Below are 24,230 nucleotides of genomic sequence, written 5' to 3'. Positions count from 1 at the left end.
CACCACGCGGCCGGACAGGCGCGGGGCGCCGCCACGGTCCCGCGCCGCGTTGTAGTGCTCCGGGATCAGGTGCCGGCGGTCGGAATCCCGGGCCACCGGTCCATCGCACCGGTCTGCTAATCTCCGGGAGGCCGTGCGAGAGTTGGAGGAGGTGGTACCCGTGATCGTTTTGACGTGGGTGCTCTCTTCCGAGGTCACGGTCGGGCGATAGGTCGTCGTCCGGGAGCGCCGTTCTGTGCACTCCCGAAAGGCACGACCATGCGTTTCACTTCTGAACAGCGCCTCGACGACGGCGTCCTCGAGCGCGAATTCACCCTCGGCGAGATCCCCGGCATCCTGTGGACGCCTGAATCCGCGTCCGCGTCCGCACCGGCGTCGCCGATCCTGCTCAGCCCTCCCCCGGTCGGATTGCGCAAGGCATACCCCCGGCTGGTCGGACGAGCCCGGCACGCCGCGAGGGACGGCTTCGCCACGGCCACCATCGAACTCCCCGGAAACGGCGACCGGCCCCGCCTCCCCGGCACCGAACAGGCCGTCACCGACCTGCGACGCGCGCTGAAGGCCGGCGAGCCGGTCGGCGCCGAGACCATCGACGCCCTCGTCCTCCCCCTGGTCGACCGGGCGGTCCCCGAATGGCAGACCGTCCTGGACGCCCTTCTGGCGCTGCCCGAGATCGACGGGCCGGTCGGGTACTCGGGGGGAGTCATCTCCATCGGCACCCGGCTGGCGGTGGCCGAGCCCCGTATCGCGGCCGCCGTGCTGTTCGCCGGAAGTTTCATCCCCCGCGTCATGTTCGAGGAGGCCCGTCAGGTCACCATCCCGCTGCACGTCCTGCTGCAGTGGGACGACGAAGGCAACGACCGGCAAGCGGCCCTGGACCTGTTCGACGCCTTCGGCTCCGAGGAGAAGACGCTGAACGCCAACATGGGCGGCCACACCGGCGTTCCGCAGTTCGCGGGCGACGCGGCGGCCCGGTTCTTCACCCGGCACCTGCGCTAGCCGCGACCCGGCCCCGCCGCGATGGCGGCGGGGCCGGCAGTCGCACAACCGCGCGTGCCTCCCCCGCCCGGCGCCGGGTTCAGACGCGGGTGAGCCGGTGGAGTGCCCAGAGGACCATCGGCGCGTACAGCAGGGGGACCGGGCAGGCGGCGGTCAGTTCCACGGTGACACGTGTGCCGGTTCCGTGTGCCGTCATGGTGTGGCCGACCTGGACGGGGATGCCGAGGAAGATCAGCTGCCAGGTCCAGGTGCCCTTGGCCCGGTCGACCTCCGTGACGGTGAAACGGCCGCGCAGCAGCCCCGCCACCTGGACCACGCCCCGGGCGCCCGGGCGGATGACGTCGCCCTCCGTCTCGACGGCCCGCAGATGCGGCGCCCAGTGGGCCCACCGGTCGTACCGCGCGTACCGTTCCCAGACCGTGTCGGGCGCCGCGGGGCCCGCGACCGTGACGGTGTGCCGCATGTCTGTCCTCCCAGCGGTGTCGGGCTCAATCTATGGCGCCCGGGGCGGGGGCGCCTGGTGAGCGGGCGGGGCCGGCCACGGCATGGAGTGCGGCCGGGGTCCGTTCGGCCGTCCTCGTCCACGGCGCGGCCCCTTCGTCGTACCGTCGCAGCACCAGCGCCGCCAGCCACCGCTGCGCGCCCAAGGGGGCCGTCGTCCAGCGGGCCTCGGTGCCGGTGAGGCGGTGGGCGAAGTGGCCGGGGGCCAGGAGGTGGGTGGCCAGGGCGACGTCCGGGTGGCCTGCCGTGTGCCAGGCGGCGACCGCCTCGGCGGGTGAGGGGCCCTCGCCGGCGGCGAAGGCCGCCGTCACCGGTGCGTTCAGGCGGGCGGCCAGCAGGCGGGCCGATTCCGCCGTGTCGGCGCGGGCGCGTGGGTCGGAGGAGCCGGCGGCGGCCAGGACCACCGGTGTGCCGCCTGCCGGGCGTCCCGCCTCGGCCAGCCGGGCCGCCAGGGCGCGGGCCAGCAAGGGGGACGGCCCGAGAGCGGGGGCCACCCGTACCCGACCGGGGCGCGCGTCCGCCAGCAGGGCCGGGAGGTCGGCCCGTACGTGATAGCCCCGGGCCAGCAGGAGCGGTACGGCCACGGCCGGGCCCGGGAGTGCCGCCAGCGCTCGCGGAACGGAGGGTTCGGCCAGGCCCAGCCAGGCCACCTCCACCCGCAGGGCGGGCCGCGCCCGGCGGACCTCGTCCAGCAGGGCGTGCACGGTACGGACCCCTTCCGTGTCGCGGGTGCCGTGGGCGACCGCGAGGAGCGTGGGCGTCGCGCTCACCGGGTGCCTCCCCGGGGGCGTGCGACGGGTTCCGTGGCCAGGCGGTAACCGCGTTTGGGGACCGTACGGACCAGTCCCGCGTGGGGTCCGAGGGCGGCCCGCAGCCGTGTCACCGCCGCCTCCACCGCGTGCTCGTCCGCCCCCTGGCCCGGCCACACCCGGCGCAGGAGTTCGCGGCGCCCGACCACCCAGCCGGGCCGCTCGGCCAGCGCCCGCAGCACCCGTGCCGAGCCGGGCGTCAGCCACACCGCCTCCGTCGTACTGTCGTCGCTCTCGCCCAGCAGCAGCGCGTTGCCCTGGAGGACCAGTGTCCGGTCGCCGGCCGGGATCAGGTGCCGGTCGCGGCCGGGCAGGGTGGCGGTGAGCAGGTGGACCATCGCGCCCAGCCGGCCGCGCTCGGGCCACACGGGTTCCGCGCCCACCTCCAGGAGCGGCCGGGCGCACACCGGGCCCACGCACAGGGCGAGCACGTCTCCGCGCAGCCGCTCCAGGACCGCGTCGTAGCGGCCCGCCGTCTCCGCGTGCTCCAGGAAGGAGGTGATGGCGGGCGCGGAGGTGAACAGGAGCGCGTGTACGTCGCCGCGTGCCGTGGCCTCCGCCAGGCGGCGTACCGGGTCGGGGTCCTGCGGGGGCGCCCACCGGTACACCGGTACCTCGACCACCTCGGCGCCGCGCTCCCGCAGCGCCGCCGTCAGGCCCGGGAGGGGCGCGCCGTGTTCCTGCACGGCGATGCGGCGGCCCCTCAGGTCCCGGGCCAGCAGCCAGGTGCGCAGTTCGTCCACCGCCTCCGAGGCGGGGGAATAGGTCTCCGTCGTCCCGCAGGCGCGAACCGCTCCGGTCGCCTTCGGGCCCCGGGAGAGCACCTCGGCCCTGCGGCAGGCGGCGGTGAGTTCGGCGCCGTAGCCCCAGCCCTCGGCGGCGCTCATCCAGCCGCGCCAGCCGACTCCGGTGGTCGCGACCACGTAGTCCAGCGGGGCCGCCAGGCAGCGTTCGGTGGCCGCGCGCAGCGCCGCGTCGTCCTCCAGCGGCACGATGCGCAGGGCGGGCGCCTCCGTCACCCGCGCTCCGCGCCGCCGCAGCAGCGCCGTCAGTTCTTCCCGCCTGCGTGCCTCCGTGACGCCCACCGTGAAACCGGTGAGCGGGGCGGCCGTCTCCCTGGTACCGGCCTTCATGTGCCGAGGCTCCGGGGCCGCGATGTCGCGTCCGTTGCCCGGCCGTCACGTCGGGGTTACCGCAACGGGCTTGCGTGTTACGGAAGATGTCCTCCTCCGCACACCGCTCCGGCAGCGGTGTGCGCGTCCCGTACCGTGCGGGCAACGCGGCCGAGCGCCGGGGGAAACGGCGGCGGGACAGCCTCGTCGGCATGACCGACACTCACTGCCCGTACTGCTCCCTCCAGTGCGGCATGCGGCTGCGCGCCACCGGAGGGGTGCCCGAGGTCACCGGGCGCGACGAATTCCCCGTCAACCGGGGCGCGTTGTGCGGGAAGGGGCAGACGTCGGCCGCCCTGCTCGCCCCCGGTGCCCGGCTGACCGCGCCTCTGGTGCGTGACGCGGACGGGCTGCGCGAGGCGTCCTGGGCGGAGGCGCTGGACCGGGTCGCGTCGGCGCTGTCCGTGACCGCCGAGGCCCACGGGCCGGACGCGGTCGGGGTGTTCGGCGGCGGTGGGCTCACCAACGAAAAGGCCTATCTGCTCGGCAAGTTCGCCCGTGTCGCGCTGCGTACCCGCTCGATCGACTACAACGGCCGCTTCTGCATGTCCTCGGCTGCCGCCGCCTCGCGCGCCGCCTTCGGCCTGGACCGTGGTCTGCCGTTCCCGCTGACGGACGTGGCCCGCACCGGCTGTGTGATCCTGGTCGGCGCCAACCCGGCCGAGACGATGCCGCCCGCGGTGCGCCATCTGCGGGAACTCCGGGAGAACGGCGGCGCGTTGGTGGTCGTCGACCCGCGCCGCACCCGTACCGCCGAACTGGCCGACCTCCACCTCCAGCCCCTTCCCGGCACCGACCTCGCCCTGGCGCTCGGTCTGCTTCATCTGGCCATCGCCGAGGGGCACTTGGACGAGGAATTCATCGCGGCCCGTACCGCCGGCTGGGCCGACGCCCGCGCCGCCGCGATGGCCCACTGGCCCGAGCGCGTGGAGGCGCTGACCGGCGTTCCGGTGCCTGAACTCCGTTCAGCCATCACTCTGTTCACGCGCACCCCGCACGCCATGGTGCTCACCGCGCGCGGGCCCGAGCAGCAGAGCAAGGGCACGGCGACCGTCGGTGCCTGGATCGACCTGTGCCTGGCCACCGGGCGGGCGGGACGGCCGCTGAGCGGGTACGGCTGCCTCACCGGGCAGGGCAACGGCCAGGGCGGCCGCGAACACGGCCAGAAATCGGACCAGTTGCCCGGCTACCGCTCGCTGGAGGACCCCGGGGCGCGGGCGCACGTCGCCGCCGTCTGGGGCGTGGACCCCGACACCCTGCCGCACTCGGGGCCGTCGGCGTACGAGCTGCTGGACTCCCTCGGCCGGCCCGGCGGGGTCCGCGCACTGCTCGTCATGGGGTCCAACCCGGTGGTCTCCGCCCCGGACGCCGCCCGCGTCACGCGGAGGCTGGGCGCGCTGGACCATCTCGCGGTGTGCGACGTCGTGTTGTCGGAGACGGCGCTGCTGGCCGATGTGGTCCTGCCGGTGACCCAGTGGGCCGAGGAGACCGGCACCCTCACGAATCTGGAGGGCCGGGTGCTGCTGCGCCGGGCCGCCGTCACCCCGCCGCCGGGCGTCCGCAGCGACCTTGCCGTACTGCACGGACTGGCCCAACGCCTGGGCCACGCCACGGGGTTCCCCGAAGACCCCGAGGAAGTCTTCGCCGAGCTGCGCCGGGCCACCGCCGGGGCGCCGGCCGACTACTCCGGCATCTCCTACGACCGTATCGCGGCCGAGGACGGCGTCTTCTGGCCCTGCCCGGCCCCGGACCACCCCGGCACCCCGCGCCTGTTCCTGGACCGCTTCGCCCACCCCGACGGCCGGGCCCGCTTCACCGCGCCCTCGCACCGGCCCGCCGCCGAGGAGCCCGACGACGCGTATCCGCTCTATCTGACCACCGGGCGCCTGGTCACCCACTACCAGAGCGGCGCCCAGACCCGCCGGGTGCCGGAACTGGCCGCCGCCGCGCCGGGACCGTACGTCGAGCTGCATCCCGCTCTCGCCGCCGGACTCGGCGTCCAGGAAGGGGACTTGCTCACCGTCACCAGCCGCCGGGGCACCGTCACCGCCCCGGCCCGTGTCACCTCCGCCATCCGGCCGGACACGGTGTTCATGCCGTTCCACTGGCCCGGCGAGGGGCGCGCGAACCTGCTCACCAACCCGGCGCTCGACCCGGTCTCGCGGATGCCGGAGTTCAAGGTGTGCGCGGTGCGGGTCGAGAAGTCGGCGCTTCCCCGGGTCTGCGCACCCTCGGCACCGGTCGCGGTGACGGCGTGAGTTCCCGCCGCGTCGCCGTGGTCGGCGCCGGGATGGCCGCCGCGCGCCTCGCCCAGCAGCTCCATGCCCACGGCGGGCCCACGGAGACCGTCGTCTACGGCGCGGAGCCCCAAGCCCCGTACAACCGCGCCCTGTTGGCCGATGTCATCGCCGGGCGCCACCGGGCCGGCTCCCTCGCACTGCCCACCGGGGACGCGGAGGTGCGCACCGGAACCGAGGTGGTCGCCGTCGACATCCGGGGCCGTACGCTCACGCTCGCCGACGGCAGCCGCGAGGCCTACGACGACGTGGTGTTCGCCACCGGAGCCGAGCCCGTGCTGCCGCCGCTGGACGGGCTCGCCGGTGCGGCCGGTGGCCTCGCCGACGCGAGCGGCTGCCTCACCGGTGCGACCGGCGGCCTCCGTACGGGGCTGCACGTCCTGCGCTCGCTCGACGACTGCGCCCGCCTGGCCCGTGACGCGGACACCGCCTCGCGCGCCGTGGTGATCGGCGGTGGTGTGCTCGGCGTCGGTGTCGCCCGTGCCCTCGCCGCTCGCGGTCTGTCCGTGGAGATCGTCCACCAGGGCCCCCACCTGGTCGAACGCCACCTCGACCGCAGGGCGGGAGCCGCGCTGCGTACGGCACTGGGCCGCCTCGGTGTCGGGGTCCACCCCGGCGAGCGGGCCCCGGCCCCGGACAGCGGCCCCGGTGTCACGCTGACGGGCGGCCGCCGTCTCGACGCCGACCTCGTGGTCCTGACCTGCGGGGTACGCCCCCGTACCGGTCTCGCCCGCGCCGCCGGGCTGCCCGTACGGCGCGGCGTCGTCGTCGACGACACCCTCGCCTGCGCTCCGCACACCTACGCCGTCGGGGACTGCGCCGAACACGGGACCACGGTGCACGGCCTGGCCACGACCGCCTGGGAACAGGCCGACGTGCTCGCCGCCCGGCTCTCCGGCGCCGGTCCCGGGGCCCGGTACACCGGCTCCCGGCCGATGAGCCGTCTCACCGCGGGGCCCGTCGAGTACGCCGCGTTCGGCGCGTGCGGCGACGCCGACGAGGAGGGCGCCGACGTGCTGCGCATCGGGGATGCCACCCGTGGCGCCTACAAGAAGCTCGTGCTGCGCGGGGACCGGATCGTCGGCGCGATCCTCGTCGGCGATCTCGCCACCGCCGGCAGTCTCACCCGCGCCTTTCTGACCGGCCGGCCTGTCGGGCGGGACCCGTTGTCCCTGCTCACCGTCCCGCCGCGCGTCCCGTCCGCCCGAGTCGTCGAGGAGTCCCGCACATGACCGCCCCCACCGCCCCGAAGGAGCTGGTGCTCGTCGGCCACGGCATGGTCGGCCAGCGCTTCCTGGAGGCACTGTACGAGCAGCCAGGCGCCGGCGCCTGGCACGTCACCGTCCTCGCCGAGGAACCCCGGCCCGCCTACGACCGCGTCCACCTCACCAGCTGGTTCTCCGGCACCACCGCCGAGCAACTGGGCCTGGTGCCGGGCGGGTTCATGGAGCGGCACGGCATCACGCTGCATCTCGGTGACCCCGCGACCGCCGTGGACCGCGCCGCCCGTACCGTCACCAGCGCCTCGGGCCGCGTCCTGCGCTACGACGCGCTGGTGCTGGCCACCGGCTCGTACCCCTTCGTGCCGCCGGTGCCCGGCCACGACCTCCCCGGCTGCCATGTGTACCGCACGCTCGACGACGTCCGCGCCATCCGCGAGGGCGCCGCGCGCGCCCGGACCGGGATCGTCGTCGGCGGCGGACTGCTCGGCCTGGAGGCGGCCGGTGCCCTGCGCGCCCTCGGACTGGACACGCACGTGGTGGAGTTCGCGCCTCGGCTGATGGCCCTCCAGGTGGACGAGGGCGGCGGAGCGGTGCTGCGCCGCAAGATCGAGGAGCTGGGCGTGCACGTGCACACCGGGGCGGGGACCTCCGCCGTGGACTCCGGCGCCGATGGCCGCGTCCGGGCGGTCCGGCTGTCGGACGGTGCGGAACTCCCCGCCGATCTGGTGGTGTTCTCAGCCGGGGTCCGCGCCCGCGATCAACTGGCCCGTGACTGCGGCCTGCCGGTGGGAGAGCGCGGGGGCATCACCGTCGACGGCTCGTGCCGCACGGCCGACCCGCAGGTGTGGGCCATCGGCGAGTGCGCCCAGGCGGTCGACGGCCGGGTCTACGGACTGGTCGCTCCCGGCTATGCGATGGCCGAGACCGCCGCGCGACACCTCTGCGGTGTGGGCGGCGAGTTCACCGGGTCGGACCTCTCCACCAAGCTCAAGCTGCTCGGTGTGGACGTGGCCAGCTTCGGCGACCCGCACGGCACGGCGGAGGGCGCCCTCGACGTCACCTTCACCGACAGCCGCTCCGGTGTCTACAAGAAGCTCGTCATCGGCGCCGACGACCGCCTCCTCGGCGGTGTCCTGGTGGGCGACACCGAGGCGTACGGCGTGCTGCGGCCCCTCGCGCTCGCCGGGAAGCCGCTGACCGTACCGCCGGAGCAGTTGGTACTGCCCGCAGCGCAAGGTGGCGGTGTCGCACCGGAGTTGCCGGACGACGCGGTGCTGTGTTCCTGCCACCACGTCACCAAGGGCGCGGTGCGCTCCGCCGTCCGGGAGAGCGGGCTCACCGGCGTGCCCGAGGTGAAGAAGTGCACCAAAGCCGGTACCGGGTGCGGCAGTTGCCTGGGGGCGCTCACCACCGTGGTCCGGGACGAGCTGGCCGCGTCCGGCGCCGAGGTGTCCCGCGCCCTGTGCGAGCACTTCGCGCACACCCGTGCCGAGCTCTACGAGATCGTCCGCGTGCGGGGCATCACCGACTTCACCACGCTGCTCGACGGCCACGGCACGGGTGAGGGCTGCGCCGTCTGCAAGCCCGTCGTCGCCTCGATCCTCGCGAGCCTGGGCAACGGCCATGTCCTGGACGGCGAACAGGCCGCGCTCCAGGACACCAACGACCACCACCTCGCCAACATCCAGCGCAACGGCTCCTATTCGGTCGTCCCGCGTGTGCCGGGCGGCGAGATCACTCCGGAACAGCTCATCGTCATCGGTGAGGTGGCCCGCGACTTCGGCCTCTACACCAAGATCACCGGCGGACAGCGCATCGACCTCTTCGGCGCCCGCGTCGACCAACTCCCCGCCGTCTGGCGCCGCTTGGTCGACGCCGGCTTCGAGTCCGGCCACGCCTACGGCAAGGCGCTGCGCACCGTGAAGTCCTGCGTGGGGCAGACCTGGTGCCGCTACGGCGTGCAGGACTCCACCTCGCTCGCCATCGAACTGGAGCTGCGCTACCGGGGGTTGCGCGCCCCGCACAAGCTGAAGTCCGCCGTCTCCGGCTGTGCGCGCGAGTGCGCGGAGGCGCAGTCCAAGGACTTCGGGATCATCGCCACCTCCACCGGCTGGAATCTCTACGTCGGCGGCAACGGCGGCACCACCCCGCGCCACGCGGACCTGCTCGCCACCGACCTGGACAAGGCGACGCTGGTGCGCGTCATCGACCGGTTCCTGATGTTCTACATCCGCACCGCCGACCGTCTGGAGCGCACCGCGCCCTGGCTGGAGCGGCTGGAGGGCGGCCTGGATCATCTGCGCGCGGTCGTGCTGGAGGACTCGCTGGGCATCGCGGCGGACCTGGACGCCCTGATGGCCCGCCACGTCGCGGGATACACCGACGAGTGGGCCGCCGTCCTGGACGATCCCGACCGGCTGCGCCGCTTCGCCTCCTTCGCCAACGCGCCGGACCTGCCGGACCCCACCGTCACGTTCGTGTCCGAGCGCGGCCAGATCCGCCCGGCCCGGCCCGGGGAGCCCGGCCGCCTGCTGCGGACTCCGGCCGGCTCGCGCGATCTCGTGCTCACCGCCGCGCCGACCGCTCGACCCGTTCAGCCGACCAGTCGACCCGTTCAGCCGACCAGTCGACCCGTTCAGGAGGCAGGCCGATGACCGTCGCCCCCGCTCCCCCGGCCCTCGCGGCCGCCCAACTCGCCCCTGCCGCCGGGCCCGACGGTGCCGTCATCGAGGTCCACGACGGCACCCGCTGGGTCCCCGTGCTGCCGTACGCCGACCTCGTACCCGGCCGTGGTGTGGCCGTACTCCTCGGCGCCGAGCAGGTCGCGCTCTTCCGCGACCGGGCCGGGCATCTCCACGCGGTCGGCAACCGCGACCCGTTCAGCGGCGCCCAGGTCATCTCCCGTGGCCTGCTGGGGAGTCGGGGCGCCACGCCCGTCGTCGCCTCCCCCATGTACAAGCAGGTCTTCGACCTGAGCACCGGAACCTGCCTGGACGAGCCGACCGCACCCGACGGCACGCCCGCCCGGCTGCCGGTGTGGCGGGTGCGCACCACCACGTCCGGCACCTGAGCCGACATCTCCCCTTCCACAGAAGGCAGTTGCCCATGCCCACGACCAGCACCCACCCCGCCGCCTCACCGCTGTCGCTCGCAGTCGGCGCACCGGCCGCACTCCCCCGCCTGCTCCCCGGCCGCCGCCGCGAACTCACCGACTGGCGCCCCGAGGACCCGGCCTTCTGGGAGGCGGCCGGCGCCCGTACGGCCCGCCGGAACCTGCTGTGGTCCGTCGTCGCCGAGCACGTCGGATTCTCGGTCTGGAGCCTGTGGTCGGTCCTCGTCCTCTTCCTCGACCCCGAGTACGGCATCGACCCGGCCGGCAAGTTCCTGCTGACCGCGCTGCCCACCGCGCTCGGCGCCCTCCTGCGCGTCCCGTACGCCCGCGCCGTGGCCGTCTTCGGCGGCCGCACCTGGACGGTCGTCAGCGCGCTGCTCCTGCTCGTGCCCACCGTGACGACGGCCCTCGTGCTGGAACCCGGTACGCCGTACGGCGCCCTGCTGCTCACCGCCTGCCTCGCCGGGGTCGGCGGCGGCAACTTCGCCTCCTCCATGGCGAACGTCAACGCGCTGTACCCGCAGCGCCTCAAGGGCTGGGCCCTCGGGGTCAACGCCGGCGGCGGCAACCTCGGCGTCCCGGCCGTACAGCTCGCGGGACTCGCCGTCCTCGCCACCGCCGGCGCCGGTCACCCCCGGGTGCTGGTGCTGCTCTACGTGCCGCTCATCGTCGCCGCCGCGGTGTGCGCCGCCCTCCGGATGGACGACCTGCGGCTGCCCCGGCCTCCCGGTCAGCTCCGCGCCCTGCTCGCCTGGCGGCACACGTGGCTCGTATCGCTGCTGTACATCGGCACGTTCGGCTCGTTCATCGGCTTCTCGTTCGCCTTCGGGCAGGTGCTCCAGGTGCAGTTCGCCGAGAGGTTCGCGACTCCGGTGAGCGCCGCGTACCTCACCTTCCTCGGCCCGCTGCTCGGCTCCCTCGTCCGGCCGGTCGGCGGACGGCTGGCCGACCGCTTCGGCGGGGCGCGGGTGACGCTGGCGACCTTCGCCGGGATGGCGGCCGGGTCCCTGCTGACGCTCGCCGCCTCCCGGGCCCACTCCCTGCCGCTGTTCGTGACGGCGTTCACCGCCCTGTTCGTCCTCAGCGGCCTGGGCAACGGCTCCACGTACAAGATGATCCCGGCCCTGTGCCACGCCGAAGCGCCGCCCGGCCCGGACGCGGCGGCCCGCGCGTCGGCCCTCATCGGCTTCGCCGGCGCGGTCGGAGCCTTCGGCGGCGTGCTGGTCAACATCGCCTTCCGCCAGTCGTTCCTGTCCGTCGGCAACGGCGACGCCGCGTACGTCGCCTTCCTCGCGGCGTACGCGGTCTGCGCGGGCGTCACGTGGACGGCGTACGTCCGGCCCCGCCGGTCCGCCTGATGCGCGCACCCGCCCGTCAGGAATGAGGGGCGGCGGCATTGCGCCTGGTCTGCGCGAGGTGGGTGTCAAGGAACCCGGCGAGCCTCAGCGCGTCCTCGGGCTCGTCGGCCTGGAAGGTGACGCGGCGCAGCAGGATCACGCCGTCGAGGGCGATGCCTTCGCGGGCGAGGACGAACACGAGGGTGAGGAAGGCCGCTCGGGCGTTGCCGTCGTCGAAGGGGTGGAAGAAGCAGACGTCGAGGTAGGCGCGTGCGGCCCGGGCGGTGAGGGGAAGGGGTGTCGTGCCGTCCGGGGTGCTCTCGGCCAGGCAGGCGTCGAGGCGGGCTCGGGTGTCCGGGCCGATGCCGTAGCGTTCCCGGCCCCGCTTGGCGAAGGCCGGGAGAGCGCGGAACTGCGGCGACTCCGGTGTGTCCAAGACCTTTTGCTGCCAGTTCCGGAGCAGTTCGAAGTCGAGGGAGGCGCCGCGCGCCGCGTCGGCCCGCAGCAGTTCCAGGGCGGCGAGCAGACCCTGCGCCCGGGCGGGGTCCACGGCCGCGTCGAAGCGGCGGATGTCGTTCGCCGCGCCGTCGCGTGCCGGGGTGACGGGGCCGTCCCCGCCACTGTCGGAGGCCTCGTGCCACGGCACGGTCCGGCGTACGGCCAGCCACCGCTCCAGGTGGTCCGGCGCGGGCTCGGTGGCGGACCCTACGCTCTCGCCGCCGTCCGGGCGCAGCGACAGCGCGAGCCGCTCCGCGACGTCCTCCACCAGTACCGGGTCGGGGCCGGTCCAGCTCTCGAACCGGCCGCCGATCGCCTCGCCGACCATCTTCTCGGCGCGTCGGGGCGCCACTCCCCAGCGGCTGAGGAACCAGCCGAGCACCTGACGGCAGTGCCGGTGCCAACCGCTGCCGCAGCCGGTGCGGTCGGTCACCTGCACGATCAGGTTGCGCGCGACACACTCCCACAGAATCCGCTGCTCATCGATGTCGGCCAGGTCCAACGGGTACGCGTCGAACCACCCGGCGAGGCTCTCCAGCCACTCCCGCCACTCGCACAGGGCCGCCACGACCCGGTCGAGCGTCTGCTCCGGCGTGGTGATCGAATCCCGGGGGCAGCACCAGTTCCCGACCGGCCCCCCGTCGAAGTCACCTTCGTCGTGCGCCCAGCGCCACCCCACGGTCCAGCTGCCGTAGCGCCCCACCAGAGCGTGCGACACGGCGTCGGCCCAGGGGCGGCCCTCGTCCCAGCTCCAGGTGCTCATCTCCAGACTCCCGCTCGGGACGTCGGGGCGGTTCGGCACCCGCCCCACCGGACCCAGCGACCGCACCACTCGCGCCGCCGACGCGCTGTCGAACGGGTGACGGGCGGGATCCACGTCGGCCCAGGACAGGTCACCGGGCGCCAGATCAGCAATCACCGGGCCAGCCTGTCACGACCGCACAACGGTCGTTCAACCGAATTTCGTCACCACTACAACAACCCGGCATCCACGGCCCGGTCGCGCACTGTTCGCAGGCTGATGCGCTGCCCCGTCTCGTCCTCGACGTGCCATTCGTTCATGCCCTGGCAGGTCTTGGTGCCCCGGGCGACGGCCCCGGCTTCGTCGACCCTGCCGTATGGGGTGCCGCCGGTAGCCGCGAGGATGATGCCTCCGTCCTCGTCGATGGTGGCCCAGTGCTCGGCGGAGCGGTACGCGAGAACGATCCGGGTGCCGGCTTTCAGGACCTGGGCCTGGATCATCTGGGCGACCTGCGTGCGGCGCCCCCGCGTGGCCGTTCTGCGCTGCGGCCGGCGTACCGGAGCGGTCGATGCCGTGCCGTTCGGAGCGGGTGGTGGGGTGGTGACCGGCAGGCCAAGTCGTCTGGGTTCCCAGATGTGTTCGAACAGCCGCAGGTAGAGGTCCTGACGGGTCTGGACGACCGAGGTCATGGTGTCCCCCGCGCCGAACGGTCTCAGCAGCTTGTCGAGTTGGTGGGTCTTGATGAACTCGCGCAGCACCGGATTCCGGAGGTCGTACTTGGGGGCCATGATGCCCAGCAGGATGTTGCCGCGGACGTAGACAGCGGTCTTCTCGCTGAGGGGCAGGTCGTTGAGGCTGGAGTTCTCACGCCCCAACAGCAGTCCGAGTCCGCCGAGTTGGTTGCGCAGGCTGCGGAAGACGACCTTGTCGGGTATCTCCGGGCGCACCCGGTGGTGATGGTTGGCCCACAGATGCTCGATGTGGAACTTCTCCGCGTCGAGATAGTCGAGAACCTCGTACGACCGTCGGCAGGCATCTTCGACGTAGGCGGTGGCCCGGGCCAGCAGGTAGCGGATCTGAGGGCCGTTGTTGCCCCGCAGCCCCAGGGTGACCGCGTCACGTATCGCTCCGCCCTCGTTCGCGACGAGACCGGCGAGTGCGGATGCGACCTCGTCCACGGTGCGGCATTTCCGCAGGAGGGGGACGAGTTCGGTGTGGATCAGAGAGTCGGCGTCGGCGGACTGGACGGGAAGGTCCTGCAGGATGCGCAGGGCGTACCAGCGGTCGATGTACGCGGCGACGAGACGGGCCTTGTCCTTGGCGGCGGTGGGCTGGTCGCAGGGGTCGATGGCGGCGAGAACGGCGACGGACTGGGCGCCGAGCCCGTTGCGTTCGTTGAAGAACACCGTCTCCAGGCGGTCGCCGTCCTTCTTCAGCGTGCGGGTGGCGGCGAGGAAGGGCCGGTAAAGGCGGGCCGAATCCAGGAGGTCCTGGACGAACTCCAGGAAGCGGTCGGGGCGCCCGGTGATCAGTCCGAGGTGCGTGGCGTTGTGGCGCACCCACACGTTGAGGTTGGTGGTGATCTGGCGGCGGTCGTCGGCGTCGCCCTCGCGTGCGCAGCGGGCGAGAAGGTAGGCCTTGATGAAGCGGGAGGCCGCCTGGGGGTCGTCGCGGTCGGTGGAGAGTTCCCGCAGCATCTCCTGCCACTGGGTGTTGAGTTGCTCCTCGCCCGCGCCGACGTTGGACAGCAGGTGGCTCTTGAGCAGGTCGACGGCGGTGAGGCGGGCACCGCGGTCGTTCATCGTCTCGAACATGCGGTAGCCGTGGTCGCGGCCTGCCGCGCGGATGCCGACCAGAACCACCCGCTTCAGCAACCACTCGGTGAAGTGGTGGAGTTCCTCGGCGTCGAGCTCCTCCACGAGCTGGGATTCCAGCTGCCGGCTGCGTGCCCACAGGTTGCGGCGGGAGAGCGAATCCCCCGCCCCCGTCTCGTACTTACGGCCCTCGCTGATGGCCCGCAGGACGGGGTCGTGGTCGGTGATACCGACGCTGAAGTGCTTGCCGTCGGGCGTGATCACGCGATTCAGCTGGTCGAGTGTGTGGGAGTCCTCGACCTCCTTGGCCCACAGCCTCAGTTGCAGGAAGAGCAGGTGCAGGGTCACGAACCGCTGCTGGCCGTCGACGAGGAAGCGGCGCCCCTTCTCCGGCTCGTGATAGACGAAGGGGCCGAGGAAGTACTCCGGGGCGGTGTGCGGGCGGCGCCGGTATGCCACGTCACCCGACCAGCTGCGGAACGAGTCACACAAGTCCCGCAGGAGGGTGCGGACTTCTTCCTCGCCCCAGGTGTAGTCACGCTGGTAGTAGTCGATCTCGTACGTCACATCGCGGAACAGCTCGTTCAGGTTGAAGCCCTGAGACCTGATCTCGTCCGCCCCCATGCACCCACCCCTCACCTGCCGCGCGACATCCCGCCGTCATGCTCCCAACGGGGGGTCATGGCGTACAGACGGCGCGGGGGTTCGGATTGGCGGTGCGGCTTCCAGCTCTTCTGCCCGCCTTGTGAGCTCCGTCGCGGTCTCGTCCCAGTCCGGACCGTGCAACCAGAGGTTCTGCGCGGCCTCACGCAGAAGGGCCGGCTCGTCCGGCCTCTGCAGCAGCACGAGTCGGTAGGCGAGGTTGCGGATCCACACCGGGAGCCGGCCGTCGACCACGTGGGGGCAGAGTTCGCGCAGCATCGACAGGATCGCGTCCGCATCGGCGAACGTCAGCTCCTCGACGAAGTAGTGCTCACGGTGCTCCTGACCGCAGGCCGGTGTCGGGCGGTACTCGTCTCCGTAGAGGCACCGGGCGTGCTCGGTCAGTGTGCTGTGCATGCGTTCCAACTTACGCCGTCATGATCCGCCGGAGCGGACCTGGTGCGGCAACCGGGAAGGCTCGCCGGGGTCAGCTCGGTCGGTCCGGTCGGGCTGCTTCCCACCTCCATGAGGTGGGGCGAGGGAGGCCGTCGAGATCCGCGCGACCGGTGCACCAGAGAAGCACCTGGCTGGGGTCTCCGGGCGGGGCGTCGGGGAAGAGCCGGTCGAGTACGGCCGCGCTCAGCGGTGCTGGTGGCAGCCAGTCCACGGACAGCCCCTGCGTGATGTCGTGCGTGTGCAGCAGTGTTTCGGCGACGCCCATCGCCGCGAACCCCTCGGGGTCGCACGGACCCCAGTGCCAGGCACGCGAGGCCGGGTCGGCCGTGGCCAGCGCGCTGCTGAGGAGCCCACCGCAGGCGGTGACGGCCTGAAGCACCTCGGCCGGTGAGGCGGTGGGGCGGACGTTCAGGTCGAAGGGAAGGTACGCGTCGGTGGGCTGTGCCGCCAGCTGCCCTGCGTAGGCCAGCAGGTCATGGCCGATGTGCGCCGCCGTTTGCCAGCAGGTCCATTCGAGTGGCCCCGCCGGCACCGTCCAGTCCTCGGCGGTATGAGGGCCGAGTATCCGCAGCATCTCTGCCACGGCGGCATCGACGTCCTCACGGTGCATGCGGGACTCCTCGCGGTGCGTGCTGTGCGGCTGGGCTGTGCCAGGCTGGCTCAATCTGAACTTACGCTTCGCAACCGCTGGTTGAGGTGTCCGACGTCCCATCGGCAGGCCGGACGACACCGGGCCCCGGTAGCTGTCCGGCCTGCCGACAAGTGGCCGTTCGATGGGCCGCGTCAGCACTTCTCGCGCAGGGAGTGCAAGTACGCGCTGGAGCGGCGGGCGAAGCGGAAGGAGTCGGTGGGGTTGTCGTGTTCGGTCTGCCAGTGGTGGGACTGGCGTTGGCCGCGGAGGTGGGTGACGGCGGAGATGAAGCGCTGGTAGTCGATGTCGCCGTCGCCGACGTCGGTCATGCGGTAGCCGAACTCGTTCGAGGGGTCGCTGACGCCGTCCTTGACGTGGAAGAGGGGGTAGCGGTGGGGGTGGGCGACGACGTAGTCGAGGGGTTCGAAGGGGGCGGGGGTGCCGTCGGGGCGCCGGGAGAAGCGGAACTGGCCCGCGTAGGCCCAGTAGATGTCCATCTCCAGGTACACGAGGTCGGGGTCGGTCTCGGCGAGCAGGACGTCGTAGAGGCGGACCTTGGGGTCGTCGGCGGCGAAGGCGAACTCGTCGGAGTGGTTGTGCTGGTAGAACTTCATGCCGCGCGCCTTGGCCGCGGCGCCGTAGGCGTTGAAGTCCTGGGCGGCGCGCTTCCAGGCGTCGACGGTCGAGCCGTAGCGGAAGGGGCCCGAGGCGGTGCCGATGTGCTTGAGGCCGAGGGCCTGGGCGTCGTCCAGGACCTGGTCGAGGTTCTGGGCGAAGGTGTAGGCGCCCGGGTCGTCGGAGTAGTAGCCGACGTGGCTGCCGATCAGGGTCAGGCCGTGGTCCCGGGCGAGGCGCTTGAGGCGGGCGAGGGTGATGGGGCCGGCCGAGCCCTGGGTGTAGCCCGCGAACTCGATCTCGTCGTAGCCGTACTTCTCCAGCTCGGCGAAGACGGGCGCGAAGCCGAGGGTGCCGACCTTGTCGCGCAGGCTGTAGAGCTGGATGCCGAGGCGGCCGGGGGGCAGGACGGGGCGGCCCCGGCCTGCGGCGGAGGCGGCCGGAGCGGTGGTGGACGCGGCGGCGGGTCCGGCGGCCGCGCCCAGGAGCGCGGCGGCCGTGGCGCCCGCGGCGACGCCCAGCATGCCCCTTCTGGAGAGGCGGTGGGTGAGTTCGGGGTCATTGCGGGAAATGCGGCTCATGGGGGAACTCCGGGGTGTGGGAGGGCGTTGTCAGTGGTGAGTGCTTCACTGGGGACCAGGTGCACAGGGCGGACTGGTGGCGGTTCGTCAGGTGATGCCTGCGAGTCGGAGCAGGAGTGGTTTCACATCGGTGGCCGCGAGGCGGTCGCCCACGGCACGGGGGGTGGAGCAGATGAGGAGCGGACCGTCGTCGTCGCTCGTGGGAAGGCGCCCGTGGCTGCCCCGAATAGGTGACGGGTCGAGGGGTACGACCGCCATCCGGTAACGCATGCCGAGCTTCTTGCGGGCCAGCGCGGCCGCGGCCCTGACCTTGACGTAGGGGTCCAGGGGGTCCAGGAAGAGTTCGGCCGGGTCGTAGCCGGGTTTGCGGTGGATCTCCACGAGCCGTGCGAAGTCGGGTGCCCGGGCGTCGTCCAGCCAGTAGTAGTACGTGAACCAGGCGTCCGGCTCCGCCACGGCGACGAGTTCGCCGGAGCGCGGGTGGTCGAGGTGGTGGGCCTTCTTGCCCTCGTCGTCCAGGAGTCGGTCGATGCCGGGCAGGCCGGTGAGGGCGGCCCGGGTGGCGTCGAGGTCCTCGGGGGCGCGCACGTAGACATGGGCGATCTGGTGGTCGGCGACCGCGAAGGCACGGGACGCCATCGGGTCCAGGTACTCCATGCCGTCCTGCGTGTGCACCTCCAGCAGCCCGGCGCGGCGCAGGGCGCGGTTGATGTCGACGGGGCGGTCGGCCCGGGTGATGCCGTACTCGGAGAGCACGACGACGGTACGGCCCTCCGCGCGGGCGTCGTCCAGGAGTGGCGCGAGCGCGGTGTCCAGGTCGGCGGCCGCGGTCAGGGAGCGCGGGTCGTCGGGGCCGTGGCGCTGGAGGTCGTAGTCGAGATGCGGGAGGTAGCAGAGGGTCAGATCGGGGTGGCGGGTGCGCTGGATGTGGCGGGTCGCGTCGATGATCCAGCTGCTGGAGGCGAGGCCGGCGCCGGGTCCCCAGAACTGGAAGAGGGGGAATGTGCCGAACTTCGCGGTGAGTTCGTCGTGCAGGCCGGGAGGCCGGGTGTAGCAGTCGGGTTCCTTGCGGCCGTCGGCGTAGTAGACGGGACGGGGGGTGACGGTGATGTCGGTGTCGGCGCCCATGGCGTACCACCAGCAGATGTTGGCCACGGTGTAGCCGGGGTGGGCGCGGCGCGCGGCGTCCCAGAGCTTGTCTCCGGAGACGAGGCCGTTGTGCTGGCGCCACAGGAGGACGTCACCCAGTTCGCGGAAGTACCAGCCGTTGCCGACGATGCCGTGCTCGGAGGGCATGACGCCGGTCAGGAAGGTGGACTGGGCGGCGCAGGTGACGGCGGGCAGGACGGTGCCGAGGTGGGCGCGGGAGCCCTGGGCCGCGAGTTCGCGGAGGCGGGGCATGTGCGGGAGGAGTCGGGGGGTGAGGCCGACGACGTCCAGGACCAGGAGGGGGGTGGGGCGGTCTGGCGGGGGCGCGGTGGGTTGCTGGGGCGCGGGTGCCGGCGGGGGCGATGTCGGTCGCTGGGGCGCGGGCGGGGGCGCGGGCCGGTGGGTCCCGGGTCCCGGTGAGGGTGCCGGGCGGTCGGTCACGGCAGCTCCTTCAGGCCGAGGTCGGTGAGCAGGTCGCGGGCGAGGGCCAGTTCGGCGGCGATGCCGTCGGCGAGCTGGGCGCGGGTGCGGGGCCTGAGCGTGGCGGGGAGGGCCTGCCAGGTGTAGGTCTCGACCTCCAGGTGGCGGGTGAGCGGGTGCGAACCGCCGACGAGGCGGGTCAGGGCGGCGGCGAGGACCGGGAGGGTGGAGGTGAGGGGCGCGGCGGGGGACGCGTGGAGGGGGACGTGGACGTGGGTGCGCCACGGCGCGGTGTCGGGCAGGGAGCCGTCCTGGAGGGCTTCGCCGAGGTCGTCGGTGCCCTGTCGTCCGGTGGCGGTGAGGGTGCGGGTCTGGTGCAGGAAGCGCGGTTCGGCGAAGGCGGTGAGGGCCTGGCGGACGTCCGGGCGGTGGGGGTGCTCGGCGTGGAGCGCGGCGGAGAGCTGGGACTTGACGACGGGGACGCCGGCGTGGGCGAGGGCGTCCAGGGCGGTGTGCGGGTCTTCGAAGGAGGTGGCGAGATGGCAGGTGTCGACACAGATGCCGATGCGCGGGTGCGCGATGTCGGTGAGTGGCGTGATGGCGTCGGTGGTGGTCTCGATGACGCAGCCGGGCTCGGGTTCGAGGCCGACGCGGATGGAGCGGCCGGTCATGTCCGCCAGGGCGTCGAGGCGTTCGCCCAGGGTGCGCAGCGCGGTGCGGGCCGTCTCCATGCGGGCGGCGCCGGCGACGGTGCGCCAGGCGAGCGGCAGGGTGGAGACGCTGCCCTCGGGGACGTCGTCGGGGAGGAGTCCGGCGAGGATGCGGGCGAGGGCGGTGGTGTGGCGGAGCCGTTCGGGGTCGGCCCAGTCGGGGGTGTAGACGCGGTACTTGACCCGTTGGGAGCCGAAGCCCTCGTAGGGGAAGCCGTTGAGGGTGACGACCTCCAGGCCGCGCCGGTCGAGTTCGGCGCGCAGGGCGCCGACCGCGCAGGGGTCGTTCTCCAGGGCGAGGGCGGCGTCCTTGGCGAGCCAGAGGCCGATGCCGAGCCGGTCACGGCCGAGGCGGCGGCGGACGGGTTCGCAGTGGTCGCGCAGCTGGGTGACCACTGCGTCGAGGGTTTCTGCGGGGTGGACGTTGGTGCAGTAGGCGAGGTGGACGAGGGAGCCGTCGGGGTGGCGGAAGCGCACGGGTCACTCCTCCCCGTCGGGCGCGGCGGCGGGTGCCGGGTCCCGGGGGACGCCGCGCAGGATGGAGTTGCCCTCGTGGGTGGCCCCGGTGTCGGTGACGTCCAGGTCCAGCCGCCCGCTGAGGCCGTAGAAGGCGACGGGGTTGCGCCACAGGACGCGGTCGGCGTCGTCCTCGGTGAAGCCCTCCTTCAGCATCAGGTCGGCCACCCTGCGGGTCTTCAGGGGGTCGCTTCTGCCCCAGTCGGCGGCGGAGTTGACCAGGACCTGTTCGGGGCCGTAGGTACGCAGGATCGCGACCATGCGTTCCTCGTCCATCTTGGTGTCGGGATAGACGGAGAAGCCGAGCCAGCAGCCGCTGTCCTTGGCCTCCTTGACGGTGGTCTCGTTGAGGTGGTCGACCAGGACGCGTTCGGGGGCGAGCGCGGACTCGCGGACGGCGTCGAGGGTGCGGCGCAGGCCGGTGAGCTTGTCCCGGTGCGGGGTGTGGACGAGGGCGGGCAGGCCGTGGTCGGCGGCGAGCTGGAGCTGGGCGGCGAGCGCGGTGTCCTCGGCGGGGGTCATCGAGTCGTAGCCGATCTCGCCGACGGCGACGACGCGGTCCTTGACGAGATAGCGGGGCAGTTCGCCGAGGACGGGGGTGCAGCGGGGGTCGTTGGCCTCCTTGGGGTTGAGGGCGAGGGTGCAGTGGTGGGCGATGCCGTGCTGGGCGGCGCGGAAGGGCTCCCAGCCGAGGAGGGAGTCGAAGTAGTCGAGGAAGGAGGCGGTCGAGGTGCGGGGCTGGCCGAGCCAGAAGGAGGGCTCGACCACGGCGCGGACACCGGCGGCGTGCATGGCCTCGTAGTCGTCGGTGGTGCGCGAGGTCATGTGGATGTGCGGGTCGAAGAGGCGCATCAGGACTCCTTGCGGTGGGGGTCGCGGTCGTCCGTGGTGTGCGGCGGGGGGCCGGGTTCGGTCAGGGCCAGGACGCGGTGCAGGTCCTCGGGGACGGGGCGGCCGGCGGCGGTGCGTTCGGCGGCGAAGTCGGCGAGCATGCGGGCGAGTTCGGCGTCACCGCGGGCGCGCTCGGCGAGCCGGGCGACATGGGCGACGGGTACGCCGGTGAACAGGCACTTCAGAACGGCGTGCCGCCACAGGTGCGGACCCAGATGGCGGCCGGCGTACGAACCGACGGCGGCGGTCAGGAGCCGGGTGTCGTTGGTGCGCAGCGCGTCCTCGACGAGCGGGAGGGCGTCGGGGCCCGGTACGAGGCCGGGCAGCGCGAGCAGGACGGCTCGGCGTTCGTCAGCGGTGCCCTGGTGGTAGAGGCGGGCGAGGGCGGCCGGGGTGGGGCGGGCCGTGTGCAGGAGGAGGACACGGGCGGTGTCGGCATGCGCGGGACCGCAGCGCCGGCCGGCTTCGGCGAGGCGTAACTCCCAGGCGGGGAGGGAGGTTTGGGTGGCGGTGGGGTCGGCGGCTTGGTCCAGGGCACGGTCCAGCCAGGCGCGGGCCGGCGGTGCGAGGTGGGTCCGCAGGGCTTGGAGCGGGGACGGGGAAGTCGCCTCGACGGGCGCGTTGTCGGGCGCCGGGGTGATGCGGGAGGAGGTCATGCGCTGCTCCCTTCCGTGGAGGGGGAAGGCCGGGTGGCGGGTGCGGCCGCCTGGAGGAAGGGCAGGGAGACTTCGGCGAAGTGGGGGCCGGCGTGGGAGTGGCGGGGCAGTTCGACCACGGTGAGGCCCTGGTACGAGGTGGCGGCCAGGGCGGCGAGGACGGCGGGGAAGTCGATGTCGCCGTCCCCGAAGGGCAGGTGTTCGTGCCGGCCGCGTCGCATGTCCTCGATCTGGACGTGGCGCAGCCAGGGCGCGGCGGCGCGGACGCAGTCGGCGGGAGAGAGGGGTTCGAGGCACTGGCAGTGGCCGATGTCGAGGGTGAGGCCGAGGTGAGCGGGGTCGCCGAGGAGGTGTCGGAGGTGGTGGAAGTCGGCGAGGGTGGCGAGCAGGTGGCCGGGCTCGGGTTCGACGGCGAGGGGGATGCCGGCGGCGGTGGCGGCTTCCAGGACCGGGGTGAGCGCCCCGGCCAGCCGGCCCCAGGCCGCGTCTTCGTCCGTACCGGGCGGAAGCGTGCCGCTGAAGCAGTGCACGGCGTGGGCGCCGAGGTCCGCGGCGACCCGGACGGCGCGGATCAGCAGGTCGGCGCGGCGGGCCCGGTCGGCTGGGTCGGGGTCGAGCAGGGAGGGGCCGTGTTTGCGGCGCGGGTCCAGGACATAGCGGGCCCCGGTCTCCACGGTGACCTCCAGGCCGAGCGCGGCCAGGCGGCGGCCGACCCTCCGGGTGCGGGCGGCGAGGTCCGGGGCCAGCGGGTCGAGGTGCATGTGGTCGAGGGTCAGGCCGACGCCGTCGTAGCCGAGGTCGGCGAGGAGGGCGAGGGCGTCGTCGAGGCGGAGGTCGGCCAGGCCGTTGGTGCCGTAGCCGAAGCGGAGGGCGGTGGGGGTGGCGGACCGTTCGTCGCCGGTGCGGGGGCGGGTCGCAGAGGTCATGTCGCGCTCGCCTTCTTCGCGATGCGGGCGGTGAGCGGGGACGGCGGCACGCTGACCGGCGCGAGGTCGGCAACGCCGCTGCCGCGACTGCGGAGGCAGCGGGCGGCGCAGGTGGTCCGCTCGCTCTCGGTGTACGGCCAGGTCGCGTCACGTCCCGGTTCCGCGTGAACCGTGCGGCGGGCAGGGACGCGGAAACTTCCGGCTCGCGCGAGGTCGGGGACGCTGTCGTGCTCACAGCCGCAGCAGCGACCGGTGGGAACGGTGGCTCGCGCCTCCTCGGCATGCGGCCGGATCGCGGACCTCATGTCACGCTCACCCTCTTCGCGAACCGGGCGGCGAGCGGGGCCAGGGTCGCGGTGATCAGGGCGCGGACCGGGGCGCCGGAGCGGGCGCAGAGGGCGGCTTGGAGGGGGATGGTGGCGCGGATGCCGCCGACGACGGCGCGTTGGGTGAGCGGGGGTGAGGGGTTGAGGGTGGCGTGGAGGTAGGGGCGGGCGGCCGTCGCGGCGTAGGCGAGGGCGCAGGCGGCGGGTAGGGCCGCACGAGCCCCCGACTTCAGAGAGGGCAACTGACTTTCACTTATGGACAGTTGAACCTTCGACCGGGTGTGCCCTCGGCCCAGCAGACGCGTCAGGGCAGCGGTGGTGGCGAGCGCCGTCAAGGGTGTCAGCGGGGCGCCTCCCTGGGTCTCGTGACGGGAGACCGCGGTGAGCGCGAGGGTGTGCGTGCCGAGCAGGGCGGCGGAGGGAAGCGCCGGTCGGACGCGGCCCGAGGTGGCGGCGGCGCCGAGCAGGAGGTCGAGGGCGCGGGCCGTCGCCATCGCGGCGGGGCCCGCCGGGGTGCGTTTGAGGCCGAGGTCGTAGGCCCAGACGGTCGCGGCCAGGGGCGCGGCGACCGCGAGCGCGGGGCGGCCGGACCGCGCCGCGAGGGCGAGGCCCGCGGCGGTCAGGGCGCAGGCCGCGGTGAGGGCGGCGGCGGGGTGGACACGGCCCGAGGGCAGCGGGCGGTGCGGGCGTTCGACGGCGTCCTCGGCGCGGTCGGCCCAGTCGTTGAGGACCATGCCTGCCTCGTACAGGCACAGGGAGGAGCCGATGGCCCACAGGGTACGGGGACCGGGGCGGGCGGGGGTGGTGGCGCTGCCGGCCAGGACGTCGCCGGGGACGGTGAACAGGGCGGGCAGGCGGAGGAGTTCGGCCCAGGCGGCGAAACGGCTCCCTCTGCCATGGCCGGGTCGCGGCGGCACGGGGACGGCCGTACGACCCCCGTTGACAGCGGTGGCGGTCCGTGCGGCGAGGCCGGTCGCGGGCGCTGGGCCGGGAGCGCCCGCCCCGCCCGAGGCACCGACCCCGGCTGCGGAGGCTCCCCCGGGTATGCCCCCGCCGCCCCCGCCTCCCGGGGCTCCCCCGGGCATCCCCACGCCGCCTCCGGTTCCGGCTCTCGTTACCACGGGTCCTTCACCCGCCCCTCCCGCTTCGGCCTCCCCCGGCGTACTCCCGCCGCCAGCCCCCGATCCGCCCACAGCCCGCGTGAGTC

Annotated in this window: 21 protein-coding genes; 6 read left to right on the top strand and 15 right to left on the bottom strand. The window is 73.5% G+C overall.

The annotated features are described in order from the left end of the window. Positions 1–258: 258 nt before the first annotated feature. On the top strand, positions 259–999 hold the full coding sequence (locus AB0898_RS27895; protein ID WP_366805764.1) for an alpha/beta hydrolase: 741 nt from the start codon (positions 259–261) through the stop codon (positions 997–999). 79 nt (positions 1,000–1,078) lie between these two features. On the opposite strand, the gene AB0898_RS27890 is transcribed toward AB0898_RS27895, so the two are convergent. The 3 genes from AB0898_RS27890 to AB0898_RS27880 are packed head-to-tail and all read right to left on the bottom strand — an operon-like array spanning position 1,079 to position 3,442. Next, positions 1,079–1,462 (bottom strand): SRPBCC family protein, encoded by a 384-nt coding sequence (locus tag AB0898_RS27890; RefSeq protein WP_366805763.1) that lies wholly within the window; start codon positions 1,460–1,462, stop codon positions 1,079–1,081. A 25-nt stretch (positions 1,463–1,487) separates the two neighbouring features. Then, the gene (locus AB0898_RS27885; protein WP_366805762.1) at positions 1,488–2,270 is read right to left on the bottom strand and encodes a CbiX/SirB N-terminal domain-containing protein; all 783 of its coding nucleotides are present in this window, start codon (positions 2,268–2,270) and stop codon (positions 1,488–1,490) included. After that, a complete protein-coding gene (locus tag AB0898_RS27880; RefSeq protein WP_366805761.1) occupies positions 2,267–3,442 on the bottom strand; it encodes a uroporphyrinogen-III synthase in 1,176 nt (391 codons plus the stop codon). Before AB0898_RS27880 ends, AB0898_RS27885 begins: the two co-directional genes overlap by 4 nt. 191 nt (positions 3,443–3,633) lie before the next feature. On the opposite strand from AB0898_RS27880, the gene AB0898_RS27875 reads away from it, so the two are divergent. Genes AB0898_RS27875 through AB0898_RS27855 form a run of 5 tightly spaced genes read left to right on the top strand, consistent with a single transcriptional unit; the run spans position 3,634 to position 11,471 of the window. Then, entirely contained in the window at positions 3,634–5,739 is a 2,106-nt protein-coding gene (locus tag AB0898_RS27875) for a molybdopterin oxidoreductase family protein (protein ID WP_366805760.1), read from the top strand. Further along, the gene (locus AB0898_RS27870; protein ID WP_366805759.1) at positions 5,736–7,010 is read left to right on the top strand and encodes an FAD-dependent oxidoreductase; all 1,275 of its coding nucleotides are present in this window, start codon (positions 5,736–5,738) and stop codon (positions 7,008–7,010) included. The genes AB0898_RS27875 and AB0898_RS27870 overlap by 4 nt, the downstream gene beginning before the upstream one ends. Next, the gene (nirB, locus tag AB0898_RS27865; protein WP_366805758.1) at positions 7,007–9,655 is read left to right on the top strand and encodes a nitrite reductase large subunit NirB; all 2,649 of its coding nucleotides are present in this window, start codon (positions 7,007–7,009) and stop codon (positions 9,653–9,655) included. Before AB0898_RS27870 ends, nirB begins: the two co-directional genes overlap by 4 nt. Then, a complete protein-coding gene (locus tag AB0898_RS27860) occupies positions 9,652–10,071 on the top strand; it encodes a nitrite reductase (NAD(P)H) small subunit (RefSeq protein ID WP_366805757.1) in 420 nt (139 codons plus the stop codon). The genes nirB and AB0898_RS27860 overlap by 4 nt, the downstream gene beginning before the upstream one ends. A 35-nt stretch (positions 10,072–10,106) precedes the next feature. Further along, positions 10,107–11,471: a nitrate/nitrite transporter gene (locus AB0898_RS27855; RefSeq protein ID WP_366805756.1), complete on the top strand. Its 1,365-nt coding sequence runs from the start codon at positions 10,107–10,109 to the stop codon at positions 11,469–11,471. Between the two features lie 16 nt (positions 11,472–11,487). Here AB0898_RS27855 and AB0898_RS27850 read toward each other — a convergent pair whose 3' ends face one another. The 12 genes from AB0898_RS27850 to AB0898_RS27795 form a co-directional block, all read right to left on the bottom strand. Further along, positions 11,488–12,867: a Fic family protein gene (locus tag AB0898_RS27850; RefSeq protein ID WP_366805755.1), complete on the bottom strand. Its 1,380-nt coding sequence runs from the start codon at positions 12,865–12,867 to the stop codon at positions 11,488–11,490. Between the two features lie 53 nt (positions 12,868–12,920). Then, a complete protein-coding gene (locus AB0898_RS27845; protein WP_366805754.1) occupies positions 12,921–15,128 on the bottom strand; it encodes a DUF262 domain-containing protein in 2,208 nt (735 codons plus the stop codon). Positions 15,129–15,164: 36 nt separating this feature from the next. Next, positions 15,165–15,563 carry a hypothetical protein gene (locus tag AB0898_RS27840; protein WP_366805753.1) on the bottom strand — a complete coding sequence of 133 codons (399 nt, stop codon included), beginning with the start codon at positions 15,561–15,563 and terminating at the stop codon, positions 15,165–15,167. 70 nt (positions 15,564–15,633) lie between these two features. Continuing rightward, positions 15,634–16,212 (bottom strand): maleylpyruvate isomerase N-terminal domain-containing protein, encoded by a 579-nt coding sequence (locus AB0898_RS27835; protein WP_366805752.1) that lies wholly within the window; start codon positions 16,210–16,212, stop codon positions 15,634–15,636. 173 nt (positions 16,213–16,385) lie between these two features. Then, complete coding sequence (locus AB0898_RS27830; RefSeq protein WP_366805751.1) at positions 16,386–17,429, bottom strand: sugar phosphate isomerase/epimerase; 1,044 nt, start codon at positions 17,427–17,429, stop codon at positions 16,386–16,388. An 87-nt stretch (positions 17,430–17,516) separates the two neighbouring features. Further along, on the bottom strand, positions 17,517–18,875 hold the full coding sequence (locus AB0898_RS27825; RefSeq protein ID WP_366805790.1) for a nucleotide pyrophosphatase/phosphodiesterase family protein: 1,359 nt from the start codon (positions 18,873–18,875) through the stop codon (positions 17,517–17,519). Positions 18,876–19,015: 140 nt separating this feature from the next. Then, positions 19,016–20,185, bottom strand: coding sequence for a metabolite traffic protein EboE (gene eboE / locus AB0898_RS27820; protein WP_366805750.1), 1,170 nt, complete (start codon positions 20,183–20,185; stop codon positions 19,016–19,018). A gap of 3 nt (positions 20,186–20,188) precedes the next feature. Beyond that, positions 20,189–21,076 (bottom strand): TatD family hydrolase, encoded by an 888-nt coding sequence (locus AB0898_RS27815; RefSeq protein WP_366805749.1) that lies wholly within the window; start codon positions 21,074–21,076, stop codon positions 20,189–20,191. After that, entirely contained in the window at positions 21,076–21,771 is a 696-nt protein-coding gene (locus tag AB0898_RS27810) for an EboA domain-containing protein (RefSeq protein ID WP_366805748.1), read from the bottom strand. The genes AB0898_RS27815 and AB0898_RS27810 overlap by 1 nt, the downstream gene beginning before the upstream one ends. Next, positions 21,768–22,697, bottom strand: coding sequence for a sugar phosphate isomerase/epimerase family protein (locus tag AB0898_RS27805; protein ID WP_366805747.1), 930 nt, complete (start codon positions 22,695–22,697; stop codon positions 21,768–21,770). Before AB0898_RS27805 ends, AB0898_RS27810 begins: the two co-directional genes overlap by 4 nt. Beyond that, positions 22,694–23,002 carry a hypothetical protein gene (locus AB0898_RS27800; protein WP_366805745.1) on the bottom strand — a complete coding sequence of 103 codons (309 nt, stop codon included), beginning with the start codon at positions 23,000–23,002 and terminating at the stop codon, positions 22,694–22,696. The genes AB0898_RS27805 and AB0898_RS27800 overlap by 4 nt, the downstream gene beginning before the upstream one ends. Beyond that, the gene (locus tag AB0898_RS27795) at positions 22,999–24,108 is read right to left on the bottom strand and encodes an SCO3242 family prenyltransferase (protein WP_407078421.1); all 1,110 of its coding nucleotides are present in this window, start codon (positions 24,106–24,108) and stop codon (positions 22,999–23,001) included. The genes AB0898_RS27800 and AB0898_RS27795 overlap by 4 nt, the downstream gene beginning before the upstream one ends. Positions 24,109–24,230 lie beyond the last annotated feature (122 nt).

The organism is Streptomyces sp. NPDC005435 (assembly GCF_040703155.1).
Classification (GTDB): domain Bacteria; phylum Actinomycetota; class Actinomycetes; order Streptomycetales; family Streptomycetaceae; genus Streptomyces.
Note: the sequence above shows the minus strand (reverse complement) of the source record. Positions and strands in the feature narration are given on the sequence as shown.

Excerpts from the sequence above, each read along its gene's own strand:
- AB0898_RS27895 (WP_366805764.1), top strand. The coding sequence starts at position 259 with ATGCGTTTCACTTCTGAACAGCGCCTCGACGACGGCGTCCTCGAGCGC.
- AB0898_RS27890 (WP_366805763.1), bottom strand. The coding sequence starts at position 1,462 with ATGCGGCACACCGTCACGGTCGCGGGCCCCGCGGCGCCCGACACGGTC.
- AB0898_RS27880 (WP_366805761.1), bottom strand. The coding sequence starts at position 3,442 with ATGAAGGCCGGTACCAGGGAGACGGCCGCCCCGCTCACCGGTTTCACG.
- AB0898_RS27875 (WP_366805760.1), top strand. The coding sequence starts at position 3,634 with ATGACCGACACTCACTGCCCGTACTGCTCCCTCCAGTGCGGCATGCGG.
- nirB (WP_366805758.1), top strand. The coding sequence starts at position 7,007 with ATGACCGCCCCCACCGCCCCGAAGGAGCTGGTGCTCGTCGGCCACGGC.
- AB0898_RS27860 (WP_366805757.1), top strand. The coding sequence starts at position 9,652 with ATGACCGTCGCCCCCGCTCCCCCGGCCCTCGCGGCCGCCCAACTCGCC.
- AB0898_RS27855 (WP_366805756.1), top strand. The coding sequence starts at position 10,107 with ATGCCCACGACCAGCACCCACCCCGCCGCCTCACCGCTGTCGCTCGCA.
- AB0898_RS27845 (WP_366805754.1), bottom strand. The coding sequence starts at position 15,128 with ATGGGGGCGGACGAGATCAGGTCTCAGGGCTTCAACCTGAACGAGCTG.
- AB0898_RS27840 (WP_366805753.1), bottom strand. The coding sequence starts at position 15,563 with ATGCACAGCACACTGACCGAGCACGCCCGGTGCCTCTACGGAGACGAG.
- AB0898_RS27835 (WP_366805752.1), bottom strand. The coding sequence starts at position 16,212 with ATGCACCGTGAGGACGTCGATGCCGCCGTGGCAGAGATGCTGCGGATA.
- AB0898_RS27830 (WP_366805751.1), bottom strand. The coding sequence starts at position 17,429 with ATGAGCCGCATTTCCCGCAATGACCCCGAACTCACCCACCGCCTCTCC.
- AB0898_RS27815 (WP_366805749.1), bottom strand. The coding sequence starts at position 21,076 with ATGCGCCTCTTCGACCCGCACATCCACATGACCTCGCGCACCACCGAC.
- AB0898_RS27810 (WP_366805748.1), bottom strand. The coding sequence starts at position 21,771 with ATGACCTCCTCCCGCATCACCCCGGCGCCCGACAACGCGCCCGTCGAG.
- AB0898_RS27805 (WP_366805747.1), bottom strand. The coding sequence starts at position 22,697 with ATGACCTCTGCGACCCGCCCCCGCACCGGCGACGAACGGTCCGCCACC.
- AB0898_RS27800 (WP_366805745.1), bottom strand. The coding sequence starts at position 23,002 with ATGAGGTCCGCGATCCGGCCGCATGCCGAGGAGGCGCGAGCCACCGTT.
- AB0898_RS27795 (WP_407078421.1), bottom strand. The coding sequence starts at position 24,108 with ATGCCCGGGGGAGCCCCGGGAGGCGGGGGCGGCGGGGGCATACCCGGG.